Source organism: Streptomyces sp. NPDC048604 (assembly GCF_043199435.1).
Lineage (GTDB): Bacteria > Actinomycetota > Actinomycetes > Streptomycetales > Streptomycetaceae > Streptomyces.
Window position 1 is genome coordinate 107,470 of sequence record NZ_JBICVX010000009.1, and the last position, 24,600, is coordinate 132,069.

Consider the following 24,600-nt stretch of genomic DNA (forward strand, 5'->3'; position numbering starts at 1 on the left):
GGGACACTACGGCCGGAAGTGGCGCTCAAGACCCTGCCATACGTCGTCGTAGCGGCTCTGCAGGTGGTCCGCCCCGGCGGCCTGCGCGGTGGTGATCACCGGCCAGCGGGTCTCGAACATGAAGGCCAGACCGTCGTCGATCTTCTGCGGCTTCAGCTCGGCGGCGCTGGCCCTGTCGAAGGTCTCCCGGTCGGGGCCGTGCGCGGACATCATGTTGTGCAGCGAGCCGCCGCCCGGCACGAAGCCCCCCTTTCCGGCAGTCTTGGCGTCGTACGCGCCCTCGATCAGGCCCATGTACTCGCTCATCACGTTGCGGTGGAAGTACGGCGGGCGGAACGTGTCCTCGCCGACCAGCCAGCGCGGCGCGAACACCACGAAGTCCACGCCCGCGAGACCGGGGGTGTCGGACGGAGAGGTGAGCACCGTGAAGATCGACGGGTCCGGGTGGTCGTACGAGATCGTCCCGATGACGTTGAAGAGCCGCAGGTCGTAGACGTACGGGGTGTGGTTGCCGAACCAGGCGACGACGTCCAGCGGGGAGTGGTCGTAGGTGGCGGACCACAGGTTGCCGCAGTACTTGTTGACCACCTCGACCGGGCCCTCGGCGTCGTCGTACGCGGCGACCGGGGCGCGGAAGTGGCGGGCGTGCGCCAGTCCGTTCGCGCCGATCGGGCCGAGGTCGGGGAGCTGGAACGGCTGCCCGTAGTTCTCGCAGACGTAGCCGCGAGCGGTGTCTTCAAGCAGCTCGACGCGGAAGCGCACGCCGCGCGGGATCAGCACGACCTCGCCGGGGCCGGCGGAGAGCAGGCCCAGCTCGGTGTGGACCAGCAGACCGCCCTGCTCGGGGACGATCAGCAGCTCGCCGTCGGAGTTGCCGAAGACCCGCTGCATGGGCGCGTTGGCGTGGTAGAGGTGCACGGCCATGCCGGCGCGCTGCGCCGCGTCGCCGTTGCCGCCGAGCGTCCACAGGCCCGCCAGCCAGTCGGTCCCGGGGGCCGGGTCCGGCAGCGGGTTCCAGCGCAGCCGGTTGGGGTCGGGGACCGTCTCGGTGAAGGGCGCGGTGCGGACCGCGCCGTTGTCGGTCCGGGTGAAAGGCGGGTGCGCCGCAGAGGGGCGGATCCGGTAGAGCCAGGAGCGCCGGTTGTGCGCCCGGGGCTCGGTGAACGCGCTGCCGCTGAGCTGCTCCGCGTACAGGCCCAGCGGGGCCCGCTGCGGCGAGTTGCCGCGGGTCGGCAGCGCGCCCGGGACGGCCTCCGAGCTGTGCTCGTTGCCGAAACCGTGGGAGTACGCCAGCGCCTCCGCGGTCTTGCGTGCCTGCTCCGTGTGCGCCGTGCCGGCCGTGCCTGTCATGCCCGCTCCTGCTCTGGAAACCCTCGGGAAACCGCATTCCTGCATTCCTATGTATGACCGTAGGATTCCGCGCGCGCCGCGTCAACGGGGAGGGCTTGGACGAATCCCGTGCACGAGGGGTTCCAAAAGATGAACATTGCTCTACTCTCACGCCCATGTCGCGCTCCCCGTGGATACGCAGGCTCCTCTTCGCGCCCGCGGCCGCCCTGGCCGCCGCACTGTCCCTGGCCTTCGCCGCGCCCGTGGCCCAGGCCCACGAGGAGCGCCCGGTCACCTTCCCCGACGGCTCCGGCAGCGTGCCCGCGCTGCGCACCGGGGAGCCCGATCTGCTGGTCTGCAAGACCGACCGGCCCGCCTTCGAACGCCGCATCGCCGCCTTCCCCGCCCCGCTGAAGGCCCGCAACCTCGCGCTGTACGAGCGCTGCGCCCGCAGTGGCTACCGCCACCTCCAGCAGGCCGTGGACGCGGTGGACCGGCCCGGCATGACCATCGCCGTGCTGCCCGGCCTGTACGAGGAGGAGCCCTCGCTGCCCGCGCCCACCGGGGCCTGCGCCGCGCTCAAGGCCCCGAAGTCCGCGCTCGGCTACCAGATCCTCAGCTACGCCCAGCAGAAGCAGTGCCCGCACAACCAGAACCTGGTCGCGATCCTCGGCAAGAAGAACCTCCAGATCGAGGGCACCGGCGCGTCACGCCTCGACGTCGTGATCGACGCCAAGTACGCCAAGCTCAACGCGATCCGAGCGGACGGCTCGGACGGCGTCTACTTCCGCAACTTCACCGCCCAGCGCACCACCTTCAACTCGCTGTACGTGCTGGCCGCCGACGGCTTCGTCATCGACGACGTGCTCACCCGCTGGAACGACGAGTACGGCTTCCTGACCTTCGCCTCCGACCGCGGCCTGTACAAGAACTGCGAGTCGTACGGCAACGGCGACTCCGGCATCTACCCCGGCTCGGCCTCCGACATCAACGACGGCCGTGGCTACGACGTGCCCCGCTACTCCATCGAGATCACCGGCTGCCGCAGCCACCACAACATGGTCGGCTACTCCGGCACCGCCGGGGACTCCGTCTATGTCCACGACAACGAGTTCGACCACAACATGGGCGGGGCGTCGATGGACTCCGCCTTCCCCGGGCACCCCGGACTCCCGCAGAACCACGCCCGGTTCGAGCGCAACCTCATCCACGACAACAACCAGAACTACTACCGGTACGTCGCCGACGGCACCTGCGCCGAGCCGCCGGCCGAGCGCGGCTACGAACAGGGCGTGGTCTGCCCGCAGATCTCCATGCCGCCCGGCACCGGCATCATCACCGCGGGCGGCAACTGGAACCGGTACGAGGACAACTGGGTCTACGGGCACAGCAACGCGGCCTTCTTCCTCAGCGCGGTGCCCGCCTACCTCCGCGGCGAGTCCGCCTGGGGCAAGCAGACCGACACCTCCCACCACAACCGGTACGCCGGCAACCGGCTCGGCGTCGACAAGTCCGGCAACCCCCGGCCCAACCGGACCGACGTGTGGTGGGACGGGCAGGGCGGCGGCAACTGCTGGCAGGGCGACGCCGGGCCCACCGCCCCGCTCACCCTGCCCGAGTGCGGGACGCGGCTCGGCGCGGTGTCCGGCGGCTCCGACCGGCTCGTCGGCGAACCCGCCAAACTGGCCCACCTGCTGGTCTGCGCCGACTACAACGTCCAGGCCCGCAGACTCCCGGCCGGCTGCGACTGGTACGGCGCACGGGGCCTGGCGCGCGTCGAGACCCAGCTGTCCCTGGGCTGCGCCGCCGTCCTGGCGCTGGTCGGCGTCGCCCTGTGGCGGCGCAGGCTGCGCGGCGACCGGGCGGCCGCCCTCGCCACCGCCGCCGGCCTGGCCGGCCTGGCGCTGGACGTGGCCGGCTCGACCCGCGACCTCGCCGCCGGCCCCGTACCCGCCCTGGGCCTCCTCCTCGCCGGCCTCTGGTGGACCGTCCTCGGCCTCCGCCTGCACGCCGCCCGCCCCTGGTTCGGCCGGACGACGGTGGTGCTGGGCGCGCTGACCCTCCTGGACGCCTTCGACAAGGCGGTCCTGATGGTCCCCGGCATCCCGCTCAGCCCGGCCTGGCTCCGCGCCCTGCTGGCCGTCGTCTGGACCCTGTGGGCCCTGACCGCCGCCGCGAAGCCCGCGCCGCGGGCGGAGGCGGAGTCCGACGCCCCGGACCGGCCGGGGGACCCTGCCGAGCCCGCCGGCGCGACAGCCCGGTCCGCCCGCCCGGCGACGGACGAGGCCGCCTCATGAGCCGCCCCGCGCAGCAGGCCGCGCGCACCCCCGCCCGAGCCGCAGGCCCGGCCGCCCCGGTCCGCCGGGCCCCCTCCGGCGGGGGCCGGCGGGCGTGGCGGCGCGGAGCCGCTGTCGCCGTCACGCTCTCCGCCGTCCTCTTGGCCGCCGGCTGCGGTGGCCGGGCCACGACGCATCACAAGCCCGGCACCAGCCACCAGGAGGCCGCCGGGAGCACCGGCACCCTGCTGCCCGCCCGGGACGGCAGCGGGCACCGGCTGCGCGAGGTCCCGGCCGCCGGCGCGCCCGCCGTACGGGCCGAGGTGCTGCCCGACAGCGAGGGCGGCTGGAACCTCCGGCTCGACGTGAGCCGCTTCCGGTTCACCCCCGAGAGCGCCGGCGGCGCGGCCGTCCACGGCCGGGGTCACGCCCGTCTCCTCGTCGACGGCAAGGAGACCGCCCGGCTCTACGGCCCCTGGGCGTACGTCCCGCCCGGCGCGCGCACCCTCACCGTCCGCCTGCACGCCGACGACCACACCGTCTGGGCCGTCGCCGCCCGCCCCGTCGAGACCACCGTCGCCCTGACCCCGGGCGCGACGGCTTCCCCCTCCGCCAAGGCCCCCGGCATCCCGGCCCCGGGCCGCACCGTCGCCATCACCGTCTCCGGCACCTCCGTCCAACCACCTCCGTCCCGCATCGAGTTGAAGAAGGGCGAGCGCCTCACCCTCCGCGTCACCAGTGACCGCGCCGACACCCTCCACGTCCACGGCTACGACCGCGAACTCCCGCTCCGCGCGGGCGAGCCCGCCACCCTCGCCCTCACCGCCGACCGCACCGGTCTCTTCGAGGTCGAGACCCACGACTCGGGTCTCCTGCTGACCCAGCTGGTGGTGCGGTGACCGCTCTCGCGCACGGCGTCGGCACGCAGCACGACCTGCCGATCTCGCCCTTCTACGCCTATGCCGGCGCGTTCGCGGCCCTGCTCGTCTCCTTCCTGGCCCTGGGCCTGCTCTGGTCCGACTCCCGTTTCCGCGGCGACCGTTCCGGCCGCCCCCTGCCCGCCGCGCTCCAGCGTCTCGCCGACGCCCGCGCCACCCGCACCGCCCTGCGGGCGCTCGGCGCGGCTGGGCTGCTCGCCGTCGTACTCGCTCTGCTCCTCGGCCCCGCCGGCCCCGAGCACAATCCCGCCCCGGGCGCGGTCTACGTCCTCCTCTGGGTCGGCCTGGTCCCCGCCTCCCTCCTCCTCGGCCCCGTCGGCCGGCTCTGCAGCCCCCTGCGGGCCCTCTACTCCCTGCGCTCCCTCCTTCCCGCGCGCCGCCGGCCTCCCCGGCCGCCGCGCCCGCTCCCCGCCGGCCTCGGAATCCGCCCGGCCGCGGCCGGCCTGCTCGTCTTCACCTGGCTCGAACTCGTCGCCCCCGAACGGGCGTCCGCCACCGCCCTCCTCGTCTTCCTCGCCGCCCACACCGCCGTCCACCTCCTCGGCGCGGCCCGCCACGGCCCCGAATGGTTCGCCCGCGCCGACCCCTTCGAGGTCTACTCCGCACTGCTCGCCCGGCTCTCCCCACTCGGCCGCCGCGCCGACGGCCGACTCGTCCTGCGCAACCCCCTGCACGGCCTCGACTCCACCCCGCCCGTCCCGGGTCTCGTCGCCACCGTCTGCGTGCTCCTCGGCTCCACCGCCTACGACGGCTTCTCCGACTCCCCGCGCTGGATCGCCGCCGTCCAGACCTCCCCTCTCGGCCGCACCGCCGCCGCCACCCTCGGCCTGCTCGCCGCCGTCGCCCTCGTCGCCGTCCTGTACTGCCTCAGCGCCGGCGCCCTGCGCCTGCTCAACCGCCGGATCGACCACCCCCTCACCGCATTCGCCCACTCCCTCCTGCCGATCGCGCTCGGCTATCTCGTCGCGCACTACTTCTCGCTCTTCGTCACCGAAGGACCACGCACAGTCATGGTGGCACTCGGCACTGACAACGCCGCCGCGCCCGCCCCGCCCCTGACCCCCGGCGGCCTCGCCGCCCTCCAGGTGACCGCGATCGTCACCGGCCACGTCCTCGGCGTCGTCGCCGCGCACGACCGCGCCGTGCGGCTCTTCCCGCCCGCCCGGGCGGTGGCCGGCCAGCTCCCGCTGTTCGTGCTGATGATCGCGTACACCCTGGGCGGCATCGGGCTGCTCATCGCCTGACCCCGACGGGAGGGGCATGATGGACCCCGTGTCCCAGCCGAACACCCCCGCCCTCCGGCGCGCCCCCGTCCAGCAGCGCAGCGCCGAGCGGCTCGCCCGGATCCTCGACGCCTGCGCCGAACTCCTCGACGAGACCGGGTACGAGCAGTTGAGCACCCGCGCGGTCGCTGTCCGCGCCGGCGTCCCGATCGGCTCCGTGTACCGCTTCTTCAGCAACAAGCGGGCCATGGCCGACGCCCTCGCCCACCGCAATCTGGACAGCTACGGCGAGCGGATCACCGCCCGCCTCGCGGCCCGGCCGAGCACCTGCCCGACCGACTTGATCGACACCGTCCTCGACGAGTACATCGCGATGAAGCGTTCCGTCCCCGGCTTCGGGCTCGTCGACTTCGGCGTCCCGGCCCCGGCCGAGGCCGGCGACCCCCATGGCGCCGCCGACCCCAACCGGCTGGTCGCCGACCGGCTCTCCGACCTGCTCGCCGAGCACCTCGGCCGGACCGCCGACGCCACGCTGCGCCGCCAGGTCCTGGTCGGCGTCGAGGCCACCGACGCGCTGCTCCACCTCGCCTTCCGCACCGACCCGGCCGGCGACCAGGCGCTGATCTCCGAGACGCGGCTGCTGCTGCACGCGTACCTCGGCCCCGTGCTCGACCGCGGCTGACGCGCGCCGCGCCTCACCCCGCCTCGACCGACCCCGCGCCGCGCACCCCCTCCCCACCGTCCCTACCGGTCGGTATGCTCCGGCTGTCCGCCCCCAGGGAACCCCGGGAGAGCTCATGTCCACGTCCGCTCTGCGTGTCTGCCCCCTCTGCGAGGCCACCTGCGGCCTCGTCCTCACCCTGGACGGCGGCGAGGTCACCGGCGCCCGCGGCGACCGGGACGACGTGTTCAGCCAGGGATTCGTCTGCCCCAAGGGCGCGGCCTTCGGTGCGGTGGACTCCGACCCGGACCGGCTGCGCACACCGCTCGTCCGCAGGGACGGCGAACTCCGCGAGGCGACCTGGGACGAGGCCTTCGACACCATCGCCGCCCGCGTCCGGCCGCTGATCGAGCAGTACGGCCCGCAGGCCGTCGGCGTCGTGCTGGGCAACCCGAACGTCCACACCATGGCCGGCGCGCTCTACCCGCCGCTGCTCCTCGGCGCGCTGCGCACCCGCAACGTCTTCACGGCCTCCACGCTCGACCAGATGCCCAAGCACGTCTCCAGCGGCCTGATGTTCGGCGACGCCCTCGCCGTCCCCGTGCCGGACCTCGACCGCACCGACCATCTGCTGATGCTCGGCGCCAACCCGATGGATTCCAACGGCAGTCTGTGCACCGCCCCCGACTTCCCCGGCCGGCTCCGCGCGCTGCGCCGCCGCGGCGGCACGCTCACCGTCGTCGACCCGCGCCGCACCCGTACCGCCCGGCTCGCCGACCGGCACCTCGCCCTGCGCCCCGGCACCGACGCGCTGTTCCTCGCCGCCCTGGCGCACACCCTGTACGAGGAGGGGCTCACCGACCTCGGCCGGCTGGCGGAGCACGTCGAAGGGGTCGACGAAGTGCGTGAGGCGCTGCGGGACTTCAGCCCGGAAGCCGTCGCCGCCGCCTGCGAGGCGGACCCCGCCGCGATACGCGCCGTCGCCCGCGAACTGGCCGCCGCGCCCACCGCCGCCGTGTACGGCCGCATGGGCAGCTCCACCGTCGCCCACGGCACCCTCGCCAACTGGCTGGTCGACGTCCTCAACGTGCTCACCGGCAACCTCGACCGCCCCGGCGGCGCGATGTTCCCGCTCTCCGCCACCGCCCCCGCGCCCCGCCCGGAAGGCCCCGGCAAGGGCTTCGCCCTCGGCCGCTGGACCAGCCGGGTCTCCGGCCACCCGGAGGCCAAGGGCGAACTGCCCATGGCCGCGCTCGCGGAGGAGATCGAGACCCCGGGCGACGGGCAGATTCGCGCGCTGATCTCCATCGCCGCCAACCCGGTCCTGTCCGCCCCCGACGGCGACCGCCTCGCCCGGGCACTCGGCTCGCTCGACCTCATGGTCGCCGTCGACCCGTACCTCAACGAGACCTCCTGCCACGCCGACGTCGTCCTGCCCCCGCCGCCGCCCTCCCAGAGCGGCCACTTCGACTTCGCCTTCAACGGCTTCGCCGTGCGCAACCAGGCCCGCTACTCGCCGCCCGCCGTCCCCCTGGAGGACGGCCGCATGGACGAGTGCGAGATCCACGCCCGGCTGATCCTCGCGGTCTCCGATTGGGGTCTCCCCTGCTCGAGCGAAGCCGAGAGCTCGGGGAAGCACGGCGCGCCGCCGGAGGCCGTCGACGACCTCGCCATCGACACGACCCTCGCCCGCGCGGTGACGCAGGAGCACTCCCCGGTGTACGGCGCCGACCCGAAGGAGCTGGCCGGGCTGCTCACGGGCCGCACCGGCGCCGAACGGCGCCTCGACCTGATGCTGCGCCTCGGCCCGTACGACCTCACCCTGGAGGACCTCCGCCGGTCCCCGCACGGCTACGACCTCGGCCCGCTGCGGCCCCGGATCCCGCAGCTGCTCAAGACCCGCAGCGGCCGCGTCGAGCTGCTGCCCGCGCCGATCGCCGCCGATCTGCCCCGGCTGCGCCGCGCCCTCACCGAGCCGCCCGCGCCGCTGGTGCTGGTCGGCCGCCGCCATCTGCGCTCCAACAACAGCTGGCTGCACAACGTGCCCGTACTGATCGGCGGCACCAACCGCTGCACCCTCCAGGTGCATCCCGAGGACGCCGTCCGGCTCGGCCTCGACGACGGGAAGTCCGCCCGGATCGCCGGCGACGGCGGCGCGCTGGAGGTCCCGGTCGAGGTGACCGACGCGGTGCGGCCGGGCGTCGTGAGCCTGCCGCACGGCTGGGGCCACGACCGGACCGGCACCCGCCTCGGCGTCGCCCGCACCAGCCCCGGCGTCAACGTCAACCAGCTCCTCGACGGCAGCCGGCTCGACCCGCTGTCCGGCACCGCGGTGCTCAACGGCTTCCCGGTCGAGGTGACCCCGCTCGCCTAGCACCCCCCGTGTGACCTGGGGTTTTGCTCTTATTGCTCACGCGTCAACGTCTTGTTAACGCAAGAAGAGGGCACCTACGGTCATCCGGACCGCCGCTCCGGCGGTGTTCAAGGGTGAACGTGAGGTGTCCTCCATGCTGACCGTCCTCGGTTTCGGCATGATCGCGACCTTCCTGGTCCTGATCATGATGAAGAAGATGTCGCCGATCGCGGCGCTCGTCCTCGTCCCCGCGCTCTTCTGCGTCGTCGTCGGACAGGGTGCACAGCTCGGTGACTACGTCATCGACGGCGTCGGCAAGCTCGCGCCCACCGCGGCCATGCTGATGTTCGCGATCGTCTACTTCGGCGTGATGATCGACGTCGGTCTCTTCGACCCGGTCGTCCGCGGCATCCTGCGCTTCTGCAAGGCCGACCCGATGCGCGTCGTCGTCGGTACGGCGGCGCTCGCGGCGGTCGTCTCGCTGGACGGCGACGGCTCGACCACGTTCATGATCACCGTCTCGGCGATGTACCCGCTGTACAAGCGGCTCGGGATGAGCCTGGTCGTGATGACGGGCGTCGCCGCCACCGCCAACGGCGTGATGAACACGCTCCCGTGGGGCGGCCCGACCGCCCGCGCGGCCACGGCGCTCAAGCTGGACGCCGCCGACATCTTCGTACCGATGATCCCGGCCCTCGGCGTCGGCCTGCTGTTCGTCTTCGTCCTCGCGTACGTCCTGGGCCTGCGGGAGCGCAGGCGCATCGGCTACCTCACGCTGGACGAGGCGCTGGAGACCGAGTCGGAGACCGTCCTGGTCGCGGCCGGCGGTGGCGACAGCGGCGAGCGCAAGCCCGCCAAGGGCGGCGCCGGGCTCCCCGAAGCCCCCGGGCAGGGCCGCGGCGGCGAGGGCGACGACGGCTTCCAGGGCCTCGACCCCGACCGTCCGACCCTGCGCCCCAAGCTGTACTGGTTCAACGCCGGCCTCACCGTCGCCCTGCTGGCGGCGATGATCCTGGAACTCATGCCGATCCCGGTGCTGTTCCTGATCGGCGCGGCCCTCGCGCTCACCGTCAACTTCCCGAAGGTCGCCGACCAGAAGGCGCGGATCGCCGCCCACGCGGACAACGTCCTCAACGTCTCCGGCATGGTCTTCGCCGCCGCCGTCTTCACCGGCGTGCTCACCGGCACCGGCATGGTCAAGCACATGGCGGACTGGCTCGTCGGCGCCATCCCCGAAGGCATGGGCCCGCACATGGCTCTCGTCACCGGTGTGCTGAGCCTGCCGCTCACGTACTTCATGTCGAACGACGGCTTCTACTTCGGCGTGCTGCCGGTCCTGGCCGAGGCCGGCGCCGCGCACGGCGTCTCGCCGCTGGAGATCGCCCGGGCCTCGCTCGTCGGTCAGGCGCTGCACATGTCGAGCCCGCTGGTGCCCGCCGTGTACGTGCTCGTCGGCATGGCGAAGGTGGAGTTCGGCGACCACACCCGGTTCACCGTGAAGTGGGCGGCGCTGACCTCGCTGGTGGTGCTCGCGGCCGGTCTGGTGTTCGGCATCATCTGACCTCACAGAGGGGAACGCCTGTGCGGTCATCGGCCGAACGGGCGGACTACGGAGGCTGGCACGCGTTGCGGCCACCCTCCGTAACAATTTTGTGACGGATAGTCAGATCACCGGTTGATCCATCCGACGTCCCCACGGCTGGAGGAATTCCGCATGTCCGTCCGTCCCCCGCATCGTTTCGCCCGCCCCGTGAAGCCCCCGCGTCCCCTCTGGTCCCCGCGCCCCCTGCGGTCCCGCCGTGTGCTCACCACCGCGGCCTCCGCCGCCGCCCTCGCCCTGTGTGCGGCCGTCCCCGCCCCCGCCACCGGCGCCCCCGCGCCCGTCTCGGGCGAGGGCGGCGACGTACGGATCCACCGGGTGGGCACGCCGTACGACGATCCGCGCACCGAGGCGACGGTCTGCGCGTTCTACCTCACCGCCACGGACTTCGGCGCCCTCGACTCGGTGAACTGGACCATCGCCCCGCAGCCGCACGAGACCGACGGGCACACCGTCGCCGGCCGCATCGGCCTGGCCGGCGGCAGCGGCCAGTCCAGCCGCCTCGCCCTCCCCGACGGGACCTACCGGCTCGGCTGGGCCCGCGAGGGCGCCCGCGGCGTCGGCACCCACCAGGCGTTCACCGTCTCCTGCCCCCGGACCGGGGCCGCCGGCGGCGACGCCAAGAACGGCAACGTCGCCCCGCCGCACGCCCGGGCCGCCGCCGCGCCCGCGCCCGTCGAACTCGCGGGCTCCCTGGAGGACCGGGGTCCGGCCGCGGCCGCCGACGAACCGGCCGACGACAGCACGCTCTTCGGTCTCGGCTCCGGCATCGCCGCCCTGCTCGCCGGCATCGCCGGACTCGTCCTCGCCCACCGCACCCGGCGCCGCGACGATGAGCCCGCGTAACGCCCGGCTCGCGTCCGGCCGGCGCCGCCGGCTCCGGCTCGCCCGCACCGCGGCGCTCGGCGCCGTCCTCGCCGCCGCCGTGTGGTGGTCCGTGACGGAGGACCCGGCGGACGTGGCAGCCCCGGCCGCCGCCGTCCGCGCCGATCACAAGCCCGGCGCCCCGGAGTCCGGCGTACGGCCGCTCGGCCGCTCCCGTGCCACGGTCCTCGCCCTCCCCGGGATCACCGTCGAGGCCCGCGTCGTCGCCCTGTCCCGCTCGGCCGCCGGGCGGCCGCCCGGCGCGCCGGAGTTGCGGGACCCCGAGGTCGTCGGCTGGTACGCGCACGGCCCCAGCCCCGGCGAGCCGGGCACCGCCGTCGTGGTCGGCCGCGGCGGGGGCACCGGGACCGCCGTGCTGCACGGACTCGGCGCGCTGCAGCGCGGCAACACCGTCCGCGTCACCCGCGCCGACGGGCTCACCGCCGTCTTCACCGTCGACGAGGTGCGCGCCCACGCCCTGCAGCACCTCCCCGCGGGGGAGACCGGCCGGGGCGCCCCGCGAGTCCGGGTGATCGCCGTCGACGCCGGTTCCGCCGTCGACGTACGCGGGCGCCTGACGGAGGTCAGCCGCGAGCGATGAGCTGCCGGCCGCGCCCCGCGGCCGTCCGCAGGCGGTGCCGCGTCGCCGCGCGCAGGGCGTGCTTCGCCGCCCAGTGCCGACAGTGCCCCGTCGTGTGCCGGCCGGCGAGGGCGCGTACCGTCCGCGAGACGATCAGGGCCACGAGAACGGCCGCGACCGGGCCGGCCGCCTCGGTCCAGGGCCGGCGGATCGGCCGGTACACGGCGGCGCCCTCGCCGATCTCGATGTAGCCCACCGGTTTCGCGGCCGCGCCGCCGCCTCCGCCCCCGCCCTCGCCGTCCTTCTCCGGGCCGAGCTCGCGGCCCGTGCCGCCGCCGAAGCCGAAGGCGGACTCGGCGACCGGGATCACGGTGATCCCGTCGCGGGTCACCGGCTCGCCGAAGACGGTGGTGACCGAGGCCCTTCCGCCGAGCCGCTCGGCCAGCCGGTCCAGGATCGCCGCGGCCGTCTCGGCGGCCCGGTGCGGGACCTGGGCGGCCGCGTCCTCGGGAACCCCGGCCATCGCCTCGCCGGGAGCCTCGTGCGCCGCCTTGTCGGGCAGTCCGGCGCTGTTGTCGTGTCCGGTCATCAGGGCCTCCGGGGTCGACTGGGGGTACGCGGCGGGTACGCGGCGGCCGCCGGCCGGGCCGCCCGGCCTCGACCGGGAGGGCGGCCGGCCACCCCTCCAGCATGCCGCCCACCAACGCTCCCGCCGCAACCCCTCGGGCGGTCACAAGGCGTGGGGCACCCCCTCCGGAACCCGCGAGCTGACACAGTGTGTGACGTTCCGCCACCACACCGTCACATAAGGATCCGCCATGGCTCGCTCCCTCCCGTCCGTCCGCCCGCGCACCCGCCTCGCCCTCGCCGTCGCCGGCGGACTGCTGCTGCTCGGCGGCGCGCCCGCCGCGTACGCCACCCTCGGCGAGGAGCCGGCCGCCCCGGCAGGGGCCGGCGGCGCGGTCTCGGCCGCCACCGTCCGCGGCAAGACGTACCGGGAGACCCGGCTACTGTTCGGCACCGAGCGCCCCGACGGCGGCCCGGCCGTGACCGACGCCCAGTTCATGGCCTTCGTCGACCAGGAGGTCACGCCGCGCTTCCCGGACGGCCTGACCGTCCAGGACGGCCGTGGACAGTGGCGGGACCGGAACGGCACGATCGAGCGGGAACGCAGCTACGAGCTGATCCTGCTGTACCCGCAGTCGGAGACCGGGGTGCGCGATGCGCTCATCGAGCGAATCCGGGAGGCGTACGAGACGGCGTACGCGCAGGAGTCGGTGGGCAGGCTCGACGGGCCGGTCCGGGCCGACTTCTGAGACCCGGGGCACGTCCGGAGGCTCTGGCGCCGGAAAACTAACAGCGCTAGTTTGGGTGCTCGGCCCGCCGGACGGACGCGGCGGCCCACGACGGCGGGCGGACGGCACACGGCAGCGCACGCCGGCACGCGACGAAGGAGAGCAGCGGATGAAGGCCCACGACGCCCTGTACATCGACGGAGCCTGGCGCCCCGCCGCCTCGGCCGAGACCCTCGCCGTGCTGAACCCGGCCGACGAGCAGGTCGTCGGGCACGTCCCGGCCGGCGGCGCCGAGGACGTCGACGCCGCCGTGCGGGCCGCCCGCGCCGCGCTCCCCGGCTGGGCCGCCACCCCGCCCGCCGAGCGTGCCCGCCACATCGGCGCGATCCGCGACGGGCTGCGGGAGCGGGCCGAGGAGATCGCCGCCACGGTCACCGCCGAGCTCGGCGCCCCTGCGAAGCTTGCGGACCTGGTGCACACGCGGCTGCCGATCGCGGTGGCCGGCTCGTACGCCGAACTGGCGGCGGCGCACCCCTTCGAGGAGAAGGTCGGCAACTCGGTGGTGTACGCCGAGCCGGTCGGCGTGGTCGGCGCGATCACGCCCTGGAACTACCCGCTGCACCAGATCGTCGCCAAGGTGGCCCCCGCCCTCGCGGCCGGCTGCACGATCGTCGTCAAGCCGGCCGAGGACACCCCGCTGACCGCCCAGCTGTTCGCCGAGATCGTCGACGCCGCCGGGCTCCCGGCCGGCGTCTTCAACCTGGTCACCGGCCTCGGCCCGGTCGCCGGCCAGGCGCTGGCCGAGCATGCCGACGTCGACATGGTCTCGTTCACCGGCTCGACCGCCGTCGGCCGGCGGATCGGCGCGGTGGCGGGCGGCGCGGTCAAGCGGGTCGCCCTCGAACTCGGCGGCAAGTCCGCCAACGTGATCCTGCCGAGCGCCGACCTGGCGAAGGCGGTCTCCGTCGGCATCGCCAACGTCATGACCAACTCCGGCCAGACGTGCAGCGCCTGGACCCGGATGCTGGTCCCGGCCCAACGGTACGAGGAGGCCGTGGCCCTGGCCGCCGAGGCGGCCGCCAAGTACGTGCCCGGCGAACGCCTCGGGCCCCTCGTCAGTGCAAAGCAGCGGGAGCGGGTGCGCGGTTACATCACCCGGGGCGTCGAGGAGGGCGCGCGGCTCGTCGCCGGCGGCGCCGAGGCCCCGCTGGAGACCGGCTACTACGTGGCCCCGACCGTCTTCGCCGACGTCACCCCCGACATGACCATCGCCCAGGAGGAGATCTTCGGCCCGGTGGTCTCGATCCTGCGGTACGAGGACGAGGCAGACGCCCTGGCCCTCGCCAACGGCACGGTGTACGGCCTCGGCGGCGCGGTGTGGGGCGAGCAGGAGGAGGCCGTCGCCTTCGCCCGCCGCATGGACACCGGCCAGGTCGACATCAACGGCGGCCGCTTCAACCCGCTCGCGCCCTTCGGCGGTTACAAGCAGTCCGGCGTGGGCCGGGAGCTCGGCGCGCACGGGCTCGCCGAGTACCTGCAGACCAAGTCGCTCCAGTTCTGAGCCCAGAGCGAGTTCTGAGCAGGGCGAGTCATTCCGGTTCTGTCCGGTTCTCGCCAGCTCTGCCCGCCCCGACTCTCCGTCGCCTAGCTTGAGGAGTACGCCCGTGGTCCGCGCCGCCGTCCTGCCCGCCGTCGGTTCCCCGCTGGAGATCACCGGCGTCGAACTGCCCGAGCCCGGGCCCGGTCAGGTGCGGGTGCGCCTGGCCGCGGCCGGGGTCTGCCACTCCGACCTGTCCCTGACCAACGGCACGATGCGGGTGCCGGTCCCCGCGGTCCTCGGCCACGAGGGCGCCGGCACGGTCGTCTCGGTAGGCGAGGCCGTCACGCACGTCGCACCCGGCGACGCCGTGGTCCTCAACTGGGCGCCGTCCTGCGGGGTCTGCCACCACTGCTCGATCGGCGAGGTGTGGCTCTGCTCCGACGCGCTGACCGGCGCGGGCCGGGTGTACGCGGTCACCGAGGACGGCACCGAGCTGCACCCCGGCCTGAACGTCGCCGCCTTCGCCGAGGAGACCGTGGTCGCCGCGAACTGCGTGCTCCCGGCCCCGGACGGCGTGTCCCTGGAGGACGCCGCCCTGCTGGGCTGCGCGGTGCTCACCGGCTGGGGCGCGGTGCACCACTCCGCCCGGGTGCGGGAGGGCGAGTCGGTCGTGGTCTACGGCGTCGGCGGCGTCGGGCTCGCCACCCTGCAGGCCGCCCGGATCGCCGGTGCGGGCCCGATCGTCGCGGTCGACGTCTCGCCGGAGAAGGAGGCCCTGGCGCGGGCGGCCGGGGCGACCGAGTTCGTGCTCGCCTCCGACGCCACCGCCAAGGACGTGCGGCGGCTGACCGGCGGGCGGGGCGCGGACGTCGCCGTCGAGTGCGTCGGCCGCGCCGCCACCATCCGTACCGCATGGGACTCCACGCGGCGCGGCGGGCGCACCACGGTCGTCGGCATCGGCGGCAAGGACCAGCAGGTCACCTTCCACGCGCTGGAGCTGTTCCACTGGGGGCGCACCCTCTCCGGCTGCGTGTACGGCAACTCCGATCCGGCGCGCGACCTGCCGGTCCTCGCCGAGCACATCCGGGCCGGCCGCCTCGACCCGGGCGCGCTGGTCACCGAGCGGATCACCCTGGACGGCATCCCGGGCGCGTTCGACAACATGCTCGCCGGCAAGGGCGGCCGGGCCCTGGTCGTCTTCCCGCGCCAGGGGGCCTGAGCAGGGATCAGACCGCCGCCCGCAGCAGGAGGTCCTCGTACACGGTCGGATCGTCGCTCTTGATCACCGGCCAGCCGACCCCGTACGCCCCCTCCCAGCCCACGTCGATGCCCGGGTTGGCGTGGTCCGTGCCGTCCGGCAGGAACAGGTGCGGGCTACAGGTGATCGCGTCGGTGGCGGACAGCGCGGCGTGGGACGACAGTTCCGCGCGCGCCCGGCCGTCGTCCAGCGCCTCGGCGAGCGCCGTGACGTCGACCGCGCCGGTCGCGGCGGCCACGTCGAGGATCACCTTCCGGTTGCTGATGCACCGGGACTCGGCCCAGAACGCGCGGCGCAGGCCCAGATCGAGCTGCTCCGAGGCGTGCAGGCCCTGGTCCTTGGCGGCCAGCACGGCTTCCAGGGCGGGCAGCGTGGTGGACGGGTAGAGCCAGTCCTTGGCCTGCCACAGCTGCCAGCCCGCACCGGGCTCCAGGCTCGCCATCCGGGCCACCTCGCTGTCCGTTCCGGGGCGCGGGCTCGGGGCGTCGTTCAGCAGTTCCAGGGGGAAGGCGCGCAGATCGAAGCGGACCCGGTCCTCGAGGCCGAGCCGGGCGCGCGTGGCGTGCAGCCGGTGCACGGCGATGTGCGCGAACGAGCACCAGATGTCGGAGTGGACGACGACGACTCCGGCGGGCGGAGCCGAGACGGTCAGGGGCATGGAGTACTCCCGTGAAAGTGGACGCTGTGTCCACTTAGACTGCCATGCTCGAGCCAAGCGGACAAGGTGTCCACTTGATCCCGGCGGGCACGTAAGCTTCGGGCCATGAGCGAGGAAGAGCAGTCCGGCCGGAGCGGGGCGGCCGCCGCACCGCGCCGGCGCGCGGACGCGGTGCGCAACCGTGAGCAGATCCTGGCCGCCGCCGAACGCCTCTTCGCGGAACGCGATCCCGGCACGGTCACCATGGACGCCGTCGCGAAGGCGGCCGGCGTCGGACGGGCCACGCTGTACCGCAGCTTCCCCGACCCGCCGTCCATCGCGGTCGCCCTCCTCGACGAGCACGACCGCCGGATCCAGCAGCAACTCGTGTACGGGCCACCCCCGTTGGGGCCGGGCGCGCCGCCCGCCGAACGGCTCGCCGCCTTCTACCTCGCGATGCTCGACCTGCTGCGGCATCACCTGCCGCTGGCGCTGGGAGCGGAGACCGGGCAGGCCCGGTTCGAGACCGGTGCGTACGGATTCTGGCGGGTGCACGTCCGGACGCTGCTGGTCGACGCCGGTGCGCCCGACCCGGACGCGCTGATCGACGTCGTCCTCGCGCCGCTCGCCCCCGAGCTCTACCGCTTCCAGCGCTTCGAGCGCGGGCTCACGCACGAGCGGATCGCGGACTCCCTCACCCGGCTCGCCCGGAGCCTGACGGCGGGGTGACGCCGCGTCAGCGCAGTACCGCCGGGCCGATGCCCAGCGTCTCGTACAGCGCCCGCTCGCCGTCCGCGGTGACCTTCACCGCCCGCTCGGCGCCGATCCGCACGCACCAGCCCGCGTCCAGCGCGTGCGCGCAGAGCGCCGCGCCCGCGGACCCGGCGAGGTGCGGCCGGCGCTCGGTCCAGTCGAGACAGCCGCGGGCCATCGGCCGCCGCCCCCGCGCGGGCAGCACGATCCCGAGCTCGCCGAACCAGGCCACGCCCCGGTCCGTGAGCGCGAACCCGGTGTCCTGGCGCAGCAGTCCGCGTTCCGTCAGTGCGTCCGTGATCGCGATGCCGAGCCGGCCGGCGAGGTGGTCGTAGCAGGTCCGCCCCCGCGCCAGCGCCCGCCCAGTGTTTACGGCCCGCAGTGACCGCCGAGGCTCTCCGGCGGCGGGCGCCGCGGCCGCTGCCAGGTCCTCGACGAGCTGCGCGACCCCCGGCCCGGCCAGCCGTACGTACCGGTGCCGCCCCTGCCGTTCCTCCGCCAGCACCCCGCCGGCGACCAGCCGGTCCAGGTGCTCGCTGGCCGTCGACGCCGCGACCCCCGCGTGCCGCGCCAGCTCCCCGGCGGTCCAGGCCCGCCCGTCGAGCAGCGCGAGACAGAACGCGGCGCGCGTGTCGTCGGCGAACAGGGAGGCGAGGGCGGCGAACTCACGGGAGGCCATGGCCCCAGGATGCCGCAGTCACTCTTCGGTGGCGGCCGAACTGTTCCGGCGGTTCCAGTTCCACTGCCACAGCCGCGACCAGCGGTGATCGTGCTCGAGTCCCGCTTCGAGCGGTCCGACGCGCTCGATCGCCCCGGGAGTGCGCGGATCGTCGTGCCGGGACAGGCCGTACGCGGCGATCACCCGCACGAGCTGGTTCTCCTCGTCGAGCAGCGCGAACAGGGCGTCCGCCACGGCCGGATCGCGGTCGTCGCATTCGGACAGCACGTCCGCGGTGACCGCCCGCACGCCCGCGTCGGCGTCACGGGCCAGTGCGAGCAGCGCCTCCCGGACCTCGGGCGAGCCGTCGTGGTTCTCTCCGAGGGTGCGGCACGCACCGGCGCGCACCTCGACGTCGACGTCTCCGGCCAGGGCCAGGAGCGCGGCCCGGGCCCGTGGGTCGAGGGGCTTCGTGTACAGACACGAGGTGACCGCGCCGCGTACGCTCGGATGCGGGTGTTCCGTGTACGCCAGCCCGACGGTCACCATGTCCGGGTGGTCGTACTCGCCCGCCCACGCCTCGAGCACCTCGGCGAGGACCCGACCGTCGGTCTCCTCCGTGGCCCAGACCGCGAAGAGTTCGCTCGTCTCCTTCTCGTACGTGTGCATGCTGCTGCCCCGGAACAGCGTCAGGCTCCGCAGGACGTCCGCGGCGAACCGCCGGTGCGCGGGGTCGGGGTGGTGCCGCAGTGCCGCGACGGCGGACCAGGTCTGCTGACTGGGCCGCTGGATGAGCACGTAGAGCGCCGCCCACCAGTCCGTGTGCGACGGGTCCGGGTGCACCACGGCCCGTGCCGCCAGCTCGTCCACCGGAGTCAGGATGCGCAGCGCCCACTCCAGTTCGGTCAGGATCGCGCCGTGGCCTGCGCGTACGGTCCGTCCGTCCAGCGTGAGTTCGTCGACGTCCCGGTACTCCCCGTCCGAGATCCGGATCCGCTCGCCGGGCGCCGACCGGCTCCTCTCGTACCAGTTCCGCGCGGTCGCCAGGGCTCGTTCGCCCTGCGGCCCGCGGAGCCGCACGCCGGGATCACGGCCGAGGGCCGACCCGAACACCGCCGGCGACCCGGCCTCGATCGCCCGCAGCAGCGGCGTCGTCCCGTCGGGCAGCGGCCGGTCCGGGTTCGCGCCGCCCTCGACCAACGCCTCGGCGGCCTCCGCGTCGTAGGCCGCGATCGCCGCGCAGAGCAACGGGAGTCCGTCCTCCGCCGCCGTGTCCGGGTCCGCGCCCGCGTCCGTCAGCCGACGGATCGCCTCCGCGTCCCCGTCCCGTACCGCCGCTATGAGTTCCGCGCCGCCCATTGCCCCCGTACCCCCGTCTCGTACTGCAGCGCCAGCCCGTCGAGCAGCGCTCTCAGGCCCGTCTCGAACGCCCGCTCGTCGACCGCCTCCTGACGCTCCGCCAGGAGATGGGCCTGCCCCAGGTGAGGGTAGTCGGCCGGGTCGTACGCGGACGCGTCGTCGACGAAGCCGCGGGCGAACGAGCCGAGCGCCGAGCCGGTGATGAAGTACCGCATCAGCGCGCCGATGCTGGTGGCCTGGGCGGGGGGCCAGCCGGACCGGACCATCGCTCCGAAGACCGCGTCGGCGACGCGCAGGCCGGCGGGGCGGCGGCCCGGGCCCTGGGCGAGGAGGGGCGCCACATGCGGGTGGTCGGCGAGGGCGGACCGGTAGGACAGCGCCCAGTCGTGCAGGGCGGTGCGCCAGTCCCGGGCGTCCGTCTCGTCGAACATCGACAAGTCGATCTGTCCGCTGACCGCGTCGGCGACCGCGTCCAGGATCTCGTCCTTGGTGCGGAAGTGGTTGTAGAGGGACGGCCCGCTGACGCCCAGTTCCGCCGCGAGCCGCCGGGTGGAGAGGGCCGCGAGGCCCTCGGCGTCCACGAGCGCCGCCGCCTTCTCGACGATCAGGTCTCTGCTCAGGAGGGGCTTGCGCGGTCGGGCCATGGCGCACATAGTAGGCGGGACGCATAAAACTAGCAGTGGTAATTAAATCCCCGGGGTCGGCCCCCGGTGACCGAGTTGGGGTGGCGCATGAACCTGGAGCTCAGCGAGGAGCAGGAGGCCGTACGGCGGCTCGCCGCGGACTTCGTCGCGCGCGAGGTCGCCCCGTACGCGACGGCCTGGGACCGGGCCGAGGAGGTCGACCGGGGGATCGTGAAGAAGCTCGGCGACGTCGGCTTCCTCGGCCTGACGATCCCCGAGGAGTACGGCGGCTCCGGCGGCGACCACCTCGCGTACTGCCTGGTCACCGAGGAGCTGGGGCGCGGCGACTCGTCCGTCCGCGGCATCGTCTCCGTCTCGCTCGGCCTGGTCGCCAAGACCGTCGCCGCCTGGGGGGACGAGGAGCAGAAGCGGACCTGGCTGCCCCGGCTCGCCTCCGGCGAGGCCCTCGGCTGCTTCGGTCTGACCGAGCCCGGCACCGGCTCGGACGCCGGCAACCTCGCCACCCGCGCGGTCCGCGACGGCGACGCGTACGTGATCGACGGCGCGAAGATGTTCATCACCAACGGCACCTGGGCCGACGTCGTCCTGCTCTTCGCCCGCACGAACGACGCCCCGGGCCACAAGGGCGTCTCCGCCTTCCTCGTCCCGGCCGACACCCCCGGTCTCACCCGCCGTCCCGTCCACGGCAAGCTCGGCCTGCGCGGCCAGGCCACCGCCGAGCTGGTCCTCCAGGGCGTGCGGGTGCCCGCCTCCGCACTGCTCGGGCCCGAGGGGAAGGGCTTCGCCGTCGCCATGTCGGCCCTGGCCAAGGGCCGGATGTCGGTGGCCGCGGGCTGCGTCGGCATCGCGCAGGCCGCGCTCGACGCGGCGGTGCGGTACGCGGGGGAGCGGGAGCAGTTCGGCAAGCCCATCGCCTCGTACCAGCTGGTGCAGGAGCTCATCAGCGACATCGCCGTCGACGTGGACGCGGCCCGGCTGCTGACCTGGCGGGTCGCCGACCTGGTCGACCGCGGTCAGGACTTCGCCACCGCCGCGTCCAAGGCCAAGCTGTACGCCTCCGAGGCCGCCGTGCGCTGCGCGAGCAACGCGCTCCAGGTCTTCGGCGGCTACGGCTACATCGACGAGTACCCGGTCGGCAAGCTGCTGCGGGACGCGCGGGTGATGACGCTGTACGAGGGCACCAGCCAGATCCAGAAGCTGATCATCGGGCGGGCGCTCACGGGCGTCTCCGCGTTCTGAGCGGCGCGGCCTGCGGGCGGCGCGCGTTCCGAATGAGTACCCGCCTGAGTACGCGGGCGGATGTGGCGCGGGGCACATCCGCCCGATCCTGTGCGGCATGAGCGACACACCCATCAAGCAGCAGAACACCGCCGCCTACTACATGCAGGCCGTGATCTCCTTCGGGATCGCCCTGGGCGCCGTGGGTCTGGGCATCCTCAACCTGGACGCGGACGTCTGGGTGCGGGCCTTCCTCGGCATCGCGGTCCTGTACCTCACCACCTCGGCGTTCACCCTCGCCAAGGTGGTCCGAGACCGCCAGGAGGCCGGGCAGATCGTCAGCCGGGTCGACCAGGCGCGCCTGGAGAAGCTGCTCGCCGACCACGACCCCTTCACGAAGCTCTAAGCGCTTGCTCAGCTTCGTTGTACAGTGTTCGTCCTGACGGCGGGAGAAAGGGCGAACCATGACCGCGGCGGAGGAGACGGTCCTCGACGAGGACAAGCCGTGGGGTGAGGTCACCCCCGAGGCGGCGCGCAAGCTGCTGGTGGCGGCCGTCGAGGCGTTCGCCGAGCGCGGCTACCACGCCACCACCACACGCGACATCGCCGGCCGGGCCGGCATGAGCCCGGCGGCGCTCTACATCCACTACAAGACCAAGGAAGAGCTGCTCCACCGGATCAGCCGGATCGGTCACGACCGGGCCCTGGAGATCCTGGAGGAGGCGGCCGCCGGACCAGGGACGGCCGCCGAGCGGCTCGCCGACGCGGTCCGCTCCTTCGTCCGCTGGCACGCCGAGCGGCACACCACCGCGCACGTCGTCCAGTACGAGCTGGACGCGCTCGGCCCCGAGCACCGCACCGAGATCGTGGACCTGCGGCGCAGGAGCGACGCGGCGGTCCGGCGGATCATCGAGGAGGGCGTCGCGGCGGGCGAGTTCGACGTGCCCGACGTGGCCGGCACCACGGTCGCCGTGCTCTCGCTGTGCATCGACGTCTCGCGCTGGTTCAAGACGCAGGGCCGCCGCACGCCCGACGAGGTCGGCGCGCTCTACGCCGACCTCGTGCTGCGCATGGTGGGCGCGCGGCAGTAGCGCCCCCGCCCGGAGCGGCAGTGGCGCCCGGGCTCAGAAGTAGTACCGCGACACCGACTCGGCGACGCAGACCGGCTTGTCGCCGCCCTCGCGCTCGACCGTCACCGTCGCGGTGACCTGCACGCCGCCGCCGGCCTCCGTCACCTCGGTGAGCACGGCGGAGGCGCGCAGCCGCGAGCCGACCGGCACGGGGGAGGGGAACCTGACCTTGTTCGTGCCGTAGTTGAGGCCCATCTTCATGCCCTCGACCCGCATGATCTGCGGGACCAGCGTGGGCAGCAGCGACAGCGTGAGATAGCCGTGCGCGATGGTCCTGCCGAACGGTCCGGCCGCGGCGCGCTCCGGGTCCACGTGGATCCACTGGTGGTCCCCGGTGGCCTCGGCGAAGAGGTCGAACCGCTTCTGCTCGATCTCCAGCCATGCGCTGTACCCGAGCTGCTCGCCCACGGCGGCGGTCAGTTCCTCGGCGGAGGTGAAGATCCTCGGCTCGGCCATGTCCCTGCTCCCTCTGACGCTCTCACGCTTCCACGGCATATGTCTAAGCGACTGCTTAGCATGTTCGGTGCGCGGGCTTCTGTCAATGGGCGGACCAGTAGGCTTCGGGGAGTGCCGCAGATTCCAGAGAAGATCCACGAACTCACCGTCGGCCAGCTGTCCGCGCGCAGCGGGGCGGCGGTGTCCGCCCTCCACTTCTACGAGTCCAAAGGGCTCATCTCCAGCCGCCGGACCACAGGCAACCAGCGCCGCTACACCCGAGACGCGCTGCGCCGGGTCGCCTTCGTCCGCGCCGCGCAGCGCGTCGGCATCCCGCTCGCCACCATCCGCGCGGCGCTCGCCGAACTGCCCGAGGAACGCACCCCCACCCGCGAGGACTGGGCCCGGCTCTCCGAGGCCTGGCGCTCCGAGCTGGACGAGCGGATCAAGCAGCTCGGCCGGCTCCGCGACCACCTCACCGACTGCATCGGCTGCGGCTGCCTCTCCCTGGAGAACTGCGTGCTCTCCAACCCGGACGACGTCATCGGCGAGCGGATGACCGGTTCCCGCCTGATGGCCGAGGGCCGACCCGCCGCGCAGAGCGGCTGAAGGCCGCCGACGCAGGACAGGGGACCCGCCCCCCGCGCGGGTCCCCTGCCGGTCCTCGGGCCGGTCTACTCGTACTCGGTGCCGCCCTTGCGGGTCAGATACGCCGGGCTGACGGACTTGGCGATCGCCCGGCCGCCGACCACCGGGCTGTACCGGCCGGTCGCGGAGCGGATGACCACGCCCTCGCGCAGGTGCAGGTCCTTGCCGGAGACCGTCTCCCGGCCGCTGGTCAGCTCCAGCACCTTCGCGAGGTCGTACGGGCCGCTGTACAGCCGTGGGACGAGCGGCAGTTCGCCGTCCCGGAGCACCTCGGCCGGGTCCAGCCAGACGACCGCGCCGTCGAGCTCGGCGGACACGTCGAAGACCGCGAAGCCGAGTCCGTCCTCGGCGCGGGCGTTCGCGCCGTACGCGAGGTCCTGCACGCCCGCGCCGTACACCTCGCCGAAGATCCCCACCCGGCGCGCGCCGAGCCGCTCCGCCAGCGCGGCGGCGACCGCGGGGACGCCGTGGCCGTGGACGGCACGCCAGTACAGGTTGCGCGGGTCCTCCTTCAGGGCCAGGCCCTTCGCGCCGAAGCCCTTGGACGACACCCGCACCCGGCCGTCCGCCGCGGCGTACGTCACCAGGCAGGCCGTGCCGTGCAGCTTCTCGGTCACCGTCACCGGCTCCCCGGGCTCGAACACGTCCGGGTAGCGCTGGATGTTCTCGATGTCGGTCCAGGGCAGCAGCTCGGGCGCGGACTCCACCTCTCCGCCCATCGTCGGCGGGATCGGCGGCGCCCACTTGGTGATCCCGAGGCGCTCCGCGAAGTCCCCGCCGTCGGCCGCCGCCCGCGCCAGCTCGTCGTCGGCGAGCGCCCGCGGCCGGCAGACGATGCCCTGCGACAGCTCGCCGCGCAGCCGCACCGCCTTCACGCGGTCCTTCGCCTTCCCCGCGAGCCGCCCGGTCAGCCCCAGCTCCTCGATCAGCTCCGCCGGGAGCACGGCCTGCTCGGGGATGTACAGGGCGATGTCACCCGTCCGGTAGGCGCCCTTGGCCACGACGGCGCGGTAGAGGCCGACTTGGGCCAGCTCCAGCGCGTCGGCGTCGGGATGCGGATGGACGGTCAGTACTTCGGCGGTCACGCGCAGGGTGGACATCTTCAGGGCTCCGGTAGCTCGGGTCTCCGTGTCATCGACCGTCACTCTGCCGATCCGGAAAACCTCTGGGCCACGGGTTTTTCGCTCTGCTAGGGAGCGAG

The 24,600-nt window shown here is 73.9% G+C and carries 24 protein-coding genes; 16 read left to right on the forward strand and 8 right to left on the reverse strand.

The annotated features are described in order from the left end of the window. Window positions 1–6: 6 nt before the first annotated feature. Window positions 7–1,350: a homogentisate 1,2-dioxygenase gene (hmgA, locus tag ACGFMM_RS19860; RefSeq protein WP_393647667.1), complete on the reverse strand. Its 1,344-nt coding sequence runs from the start codon at window positions 1,348–1,350 to the stop codon at window positions 7–9. A gap of 155 nt (window positions 1,351–1,505) precedes the next feature. On the opposite strand from hmgA, the gene ACGFMM_RS19865 reads away from it, so the two are divergent. The 8 genes from ACGFMM_RS19865 to ACGFMM_RS19900 all read left to right on the forward strand — a co-directional run bounded on the left by ACGFMM_RS19865 (window position 1,506) and on the right by ACGFMM_RS19900 (window position 11,845). Further along, window positions 1,506–3,626: a right-handed parallel beta-helix repeat-containing protein gene (locus ACGFMM_RS19865; RefSeq protein WP_393647668.1), complete on the forward strand. Its 2,121-nt coding sequence runs from the start codon at window positions 1,506–1,508 to the stop codon at window positions 3,624–3,626. After that, a complete protein-coding gene (locus tag ACGFMM_RS19870; RefSeq protein ID WP_393647669.1) occupies window positions 3,623–4,504 on the forward strand; it encodes a hypothetical protein in 882 nt (293 codons plus the stop codon). Before ACGFMM_RS19865 ends, ACGFMM_RS19870 begins: the two co-directional genes overlap by 4 nt. Beyond that, window positions 4,501–5,787: a hypothetical protein gene (locus ACGFMM_RS19875; protein ID WP_393647670.1), complete on the forward strand. Its 1,287-nt coding sequence runs from the start codon at window positions 4,501–4,503 to the stop codon at window positions 5,785–5,787. Before ACGFMM_RS19870 ends, ACGFMM_RS19875 begins: the two co-directional genes overlap by 4 nt. A gap of 19 nt (window positions 5,788–5,806) precedes the next feature. Continuing rightward, window positions 5,807–6,448, forward strand: coding sequence for a TetR family transcriptional regulator (locus ACGFMM_RS19880; protein ID WP_393647867.1), 642 nt, complete (start codon window positions 5,807–5,809; stop codon window positions 6,446–6,448). 115 nt (window positions 6,449–6,563) lie between these two features. Beyond that, window positions 6,564–8,801, forward strand: coding sequence for a molybdopterin oxidoreductase family protein (locus ACGFMM_RS19885; protein ID WP_393647671.1), 2,238 nt, complete (start codon window positions 6,564–6,566; stop codon window positions 8,799–8,801). 133 nt (window positions 8,802–8,934) lie between these two features. After that, window positions 8,935–10,341, forward strand: a complete 1,407-nt coding sequence (locus ACGFMM_RS19890) for a CitMHS family transporter (protein WP_393647672.1) — start codon at window positions 8,935–8,937, stop codon at window positions 10,339–10,341. 153 nt (window positions 10,342–10,494) lie between these two features. Beyond that, complete coding sequence (locus ACGFMM_RS19895; RefSeq protein WP_393647673.1) at window positions 10,495–11,226, forward strand: hypothetical protein; 732 nt, start codon at window positions 10,495–10,497, stop codon at window positions 11,224–11,226. Then, window positions 11,213–11,845, forward strand: coding sequence for a sortase domain-bontaining protein (locus ACGFMM_RS19900; RefSeq protein ID WP_393647674.1), 633 nt, complete (start codon window positions 11,213–11,215; stop codon window positions 11,843–11,845). The genes ACGFMM_RS19895 and ACGFMM_RS19900 overlap by 14 nt, the downstream gene beginning before the upstream one ends. Here the strand turns inward: ACGFMM_RS19900 and ACGFMM_RS19905 are convergent. After that, on the reverse strand, window positions 11,829–12,413 hold the full coding sequence (locus tag ACGFMM_RS19905; protein ID WP_393647675.1) for a GerW family sporulation protein: 585 nt from the start codon (window positions 12,411–12,413) through the stop codon (window positions 11,829–11,831). The genes ACGFMM_RS19900 and ACGFMM_RS19905 overlap by 17 nt on opposite strands. A gap of 229 nt (window positions 12,414–12,642) precedes the next feature. Between ACGFMM_RS19905 and ACGFMM_RS19910 the strand changes: the two genes are divergently transcribed. The 3 genes from ACGFMM_RS19910 (at window position 12,643) to ACGFMM_RS19920 (ending at window position 15,878) form a co-directional block, all read left to right on the forward strand. After that, complete coding sequence (locus tag ACGFMM_RS19910) at window positions 12,643–13,140, forward strand: DUF3574 domain-containing protein (RefSeq protein ID WP_393647676.1); 498 nt, start codon at window positions 12,643–12,645, stop codon at window positions 13,138–13,140. Window positions 13,141–13,288: 148 nt separating this feature from the next. After that, window positions 13,289–14,680, forward strand: coding sequence for an aldehyde dehydrogenase family protein (locus ACGFMM_RS19915; RefSeq protein ID WP_393647677.1), 1,392 nt, complete (start codon window positions 13,289–13,291; stop codon window positions 14,678–14,680). A gap of 103 nt (window positions 14,681–14,783) precedes the next feature. After that, window positions 14,784–15,878 carry a zinc-binding dehydrogenase gene (locus tag ACGFMM_RS19920; protein WP_393647678.1) on the forward strand — a complete coding sequence of 365 codons (1,095 nt, stop codon included), beginning with the start codon at window positions 14,784–14,786 and terminating at the stop codon, window positions 15,876–15,878. A 7-nt stretch (window positions 15,879–15,885) separates the two neighbouring features. On the opposite strand, the gene ACGFMM_RS19925 is transcribed toward ACGFMM_RS19920, so the two are convergent. Then, window positions 15,886–16,575, reverse strand: a complete 690-nt coding sequence (locus ACGFMM_RS19925; protein WP_393647679.1) for a DsbA family protein — start codon at window positions 16,573–16,575, stop codon at window positions 15,886–15,888. 105 nt (window positions 16,576–16,680) lie between these two features. Between ACGFMM_RS19925 and ACGFMM_RS19930 the strand changes: the two genes are divergently transcribed. Further along, window positions 16,681–17,283 carry a TetR/AcrR family transcriptional regulator gene (locus ACGFMM_RS19930; protein ID WP_393647680.1) on the forward strand — a complete coding sequence of 201 codons (603 nt, stop codon included), beginning with the start codon at window positions 16,681–16,683 and terminating at the stop codon, window positions 17,281–17,283. Between the two features lie 7 nt (window positions 17,284–17,290). Here the strand turns inward: ACGFMM_RS19930 and ACGFMM_RS19935 are convergent, their stop codons facing one another. From ACGFMM_RS19935 to ACGFMM_RS19945, 3 genes are read right to left on the reverse strand one after another with little or no spacing between them, the layout of a single operon-like run. Further along, window positions 17,291–17,986, reverse strand: coding sequence for an ArsR/SmtB family transcription factor (locus tag ACGFMM_RS19935; protein WP_393647681.1), 696 nt, complete (start codon window positions 17,984–17,986; stop codon window positions 17,291–17,293). An 18-nt stretch (window positions 17,987–18,004) separates the two neighbouring features. Further along, the gene (locus ACGFMM_RS19940; protein WP_393647682.1) at window positions 18,005–19,324 is read right to left on the reverse strand and encodes a HEAT repeat domain-containing protein; all 1,320 of its coding nucleotides are present in this window, start codon (window positions 19,322–19,324) and stop codon (window positions 18,005–18,007) included. Next, window positions 19,303–19,968, reverse strand: a complete 666-nt coding sequence (locus ACGFMM_RS19945) for a TetR/AcrR family transcriptional regulator (RefSeq protein ID WP_393647683.1) — start codon at window positions 19,966–19,968, stop codon at window positions 19,303–19,305. The genes ACGFMM_RS19940 and ACGFMM_RS19945 overlap by 22 nt, the downstream gene beginning before the upstream one ends. Before the next feature lie 87 nt (window positions 19,969–20,055). On the opposite strand from ACGFMM_RS19945, the gene ACGFMM_RS19950 reads away from it, so the two are divergent. The 3 genes from ACGFMM_RS19950 to ACGFMM_RS19960 all read left to right on the forward strand — a co-directional run bounded on the left by ACGFMM_RS19950 (window position 20,056) and on the right by ACGFMM_RS19960 (window position 22,277). After that, entirely contained in the window at window positions 20,056–21,207 is a 1,152-nt protein-coding gene (locus tag ACGFMM_RS19950; RefSeq protein ID WP_393647868.1) for an acyl-CoA dehydrogenase family protein, read from the forward strand. A 97-nt stretch (window positions 21,208–21,304) separates the two neighbouring features. Next, window positions 21,305–21,592: a YiaA/YiaB family inner membrane protein gene (locus ACGFMM_RS19955; protein WP_393647684.1), complete on the forward strand. Its 288-nt coding sequence runs from the start codon at window positions 21,305–21,307 to the stop codon at window positions 21,590–21,592. Between the two features lie 58 nt (window positions 21,593–21,650). Beyond that, the gene (locus ACGFMM_RS19960; protein ID WP_393647685.1) at window positions 21,651–22,277 is read left to right on the forward strand and encodes a TetR/AcrR family transcriptional regulator; all 627 of its coding nucleotides are present in this window, start codon (window positions 21,651–21,653) and stop codon (window positions 22,275–22,277) included. Between the two features lie 33 nt (window positions 22,278–22,310). On the opposite strand, the gene ACGFMM_RS19965 is transcribed toward ACGFMM_RS19960, so the two are convergent. Then, a complete protein-coding gene (locus ACGFMM_RS19965; RefSeq protein ID WP_393647686.1) occupies window positions 22,311–22,772 on the reverse strand; it encodes a MaoC family dehydratase in 462 nt (153 codons plus the stop codon). 111 nt (window positions 22,773–22,883) lie between these two features. Between ACGFMM_RS19965 and soxR the strand changes: the two genes are divergently transcribed. Then, window positions 22,884–23,360, forward strand: a complete 477-nt coding sequence (gene soxR / locus ACGFMM_RS19970; RefSeq protein WP_393647687.1) for a redox-sensitive transcriptional activator SoxR — start codon at window positions 22,884–22,886, stop codon at window positions 23,358–23,360. Between the two features lie 65 nt (window positions 23,361–23,425). Here soxR and ACGFMM_RS19975 read toward each other — a convergent pair whose 3' ends face one another. After that, on the reverse strand, window positions 23,426–24,499 hold the full coding sequence (locus ACGFMM_RS19975; RefSeq protein WP_393647688.1) for an RNA ligase (ATP): 1,074 nt from the start codon (window positions 24,497–24,499) through the stop codon (window positions 23,426–23,428). Window positions 24,500–24,600 lie beyond the last annotated feature (101 nt).

Coding starts and splice junctions, on each gene's coding strand:
- hmgA (WP_393647667.1), bottom strand. CDS start 1,350: ATGACAGGCACGGCCGGCACGGCGCACACGGAGCAGGCACGCAAGACC.
- ACGFMM_RS19865 (WP_393647668.1), top strand. CDS start 1,506: ATGTCGCGCTCCCCGTGGATACGCAGGCTCCTCTTCGCGCCCGCGGCC.
- ACGFMM_RS19870 (WP_393647669.1), top strand. CDS start 3,623: ATGAGCCGCCCCGCGCAGCAGGCCGCGCGCACCCCCGCCCGAGCCGCA.
- ACGFMM_RS19880 (WP_393647867.1), top strand. CDS start 5,807: ATGGACCCCGTGTCCCAGCCGAACACCCCCGCCCTCCGGCGCGCCCCC.
- ACGFMM_RS19885 (WP_393647671.1), top strand. CDS start 6,564: ATGTCCACGTCCGCTCTGCGTGTCTGCCCCCTCTGCGAGGCCACCTGC.
- ACGFMM_RS19890 (WP_393647672.1), top strand. CDS start 8,935: ATGCTGACCGTCCTCGGTTTCGGCATGATCGCGACCTTCCTGGTCCTG.
- ACGFMM_RS19895 (WP_393647673.1), top strand. CDS start 10,495: ATGTCCGTCCGTCCCCCGCATCGTTTCGCCCGCCCCGTGAAGCCCCCG.
- ACGFMM_RS19900 (WP_393647674.1), top strand. CDS start 11,213: ATGAGCCCGCGTAACGCCCGGCTCGCGTCCGGCCGGCGCCGCCGGCTC.
- ACGFMM_RS19905 (WP_393647675.1), bottom strand. CDS start 12,413: ATGACCGGACACGACAACAGCGCCGGACTGCCCGACAAGGCGGCGCAC.
- ACGFMM_RS19910 (WP_393647676.1), top strand. CDS start 12,643: ATGGCTCGCTCCCTCCCGTCCGTCCGCCCGCGCACCCGCCTCGCCCTC.
- ACGFMM_RS19915 (WP_393647677.1), top strand. CDS start 13,289: ATGAAGGCCCACGACGCCCTGTACATCGACGGAGCCTGGCGCCCCGCC.
- ACGFMM_RS19925 (WP_393647679.1), bottom strand. CDS start 16,575: ATGCCCCTGACCGTCTCGGCTCCGCCCGCCGGAGTCGTCGTCGTCCAC.
- ACGFMM_RS19930 (WP_393647680.1), top strand. CDS start 16,681: ATGAGCGAGGAAGAGCAGTCCGGCCGGAGCGGGGCGGCCGCCGCACCG.
- ACGFMM_RS19935 (WP_393647681.1), bottom strand. CDS start 17,986: ATGGCCTCCCGTGAGTTCGCCGCCCTCGCCTCCCTGTTCGCCGACGAC.
- ACGFMM_RS19940 (WP_393647682.1), bottom strand. CDS start 19,324: ATGGGCGGCGCGGAACTCATAGCGGCGGTACGGGACGGGGACGCGGAG.
- ACGFMM_RS19945 (WP_393647683.1), bottom strand. CDS start 19,968: ATGGCCCGACCGCGCAAGCCCCTCCTGAGCAGAGACCTGATCGTCGAG.
- ACGFMM_RS19950 (WP_393647868.1), top strand. CDS start 20,056: ATGAACCTGGAGCTCAGCGAGGAGCAGGAGGCCGTACGGCGGCTCGCC.
- ACGFMM_RS19955 (WP_393647684.1), top strand. CDS start 21,305: ATGAGCGACACACCCATCAAGCAGCAGAACACCGCCGCCTACTACATG.
- ACGFMM_RS19960 (WP_393647685.1), top strand. CDS start 21,651: ATGACCGCGGCGGAGGAGACGGTCCTCGACGAGGACAAGCCGTGGGGT.
- ACGFMM_RS19965 (WP_393647686.1), bottom strand. CDS start 22,772: ATGGCCGAGCCGAGGATCTTCACCTCCGCCGAGGAACTGACCGCCGCC.
- ACGFMM_RS19975 (WP_393647688.1), bottom strand. CDS start 24,499: ATGTCCACCCTGCGCGTGACCGCCGAAGTACTGACCGTCCATCCGCAT.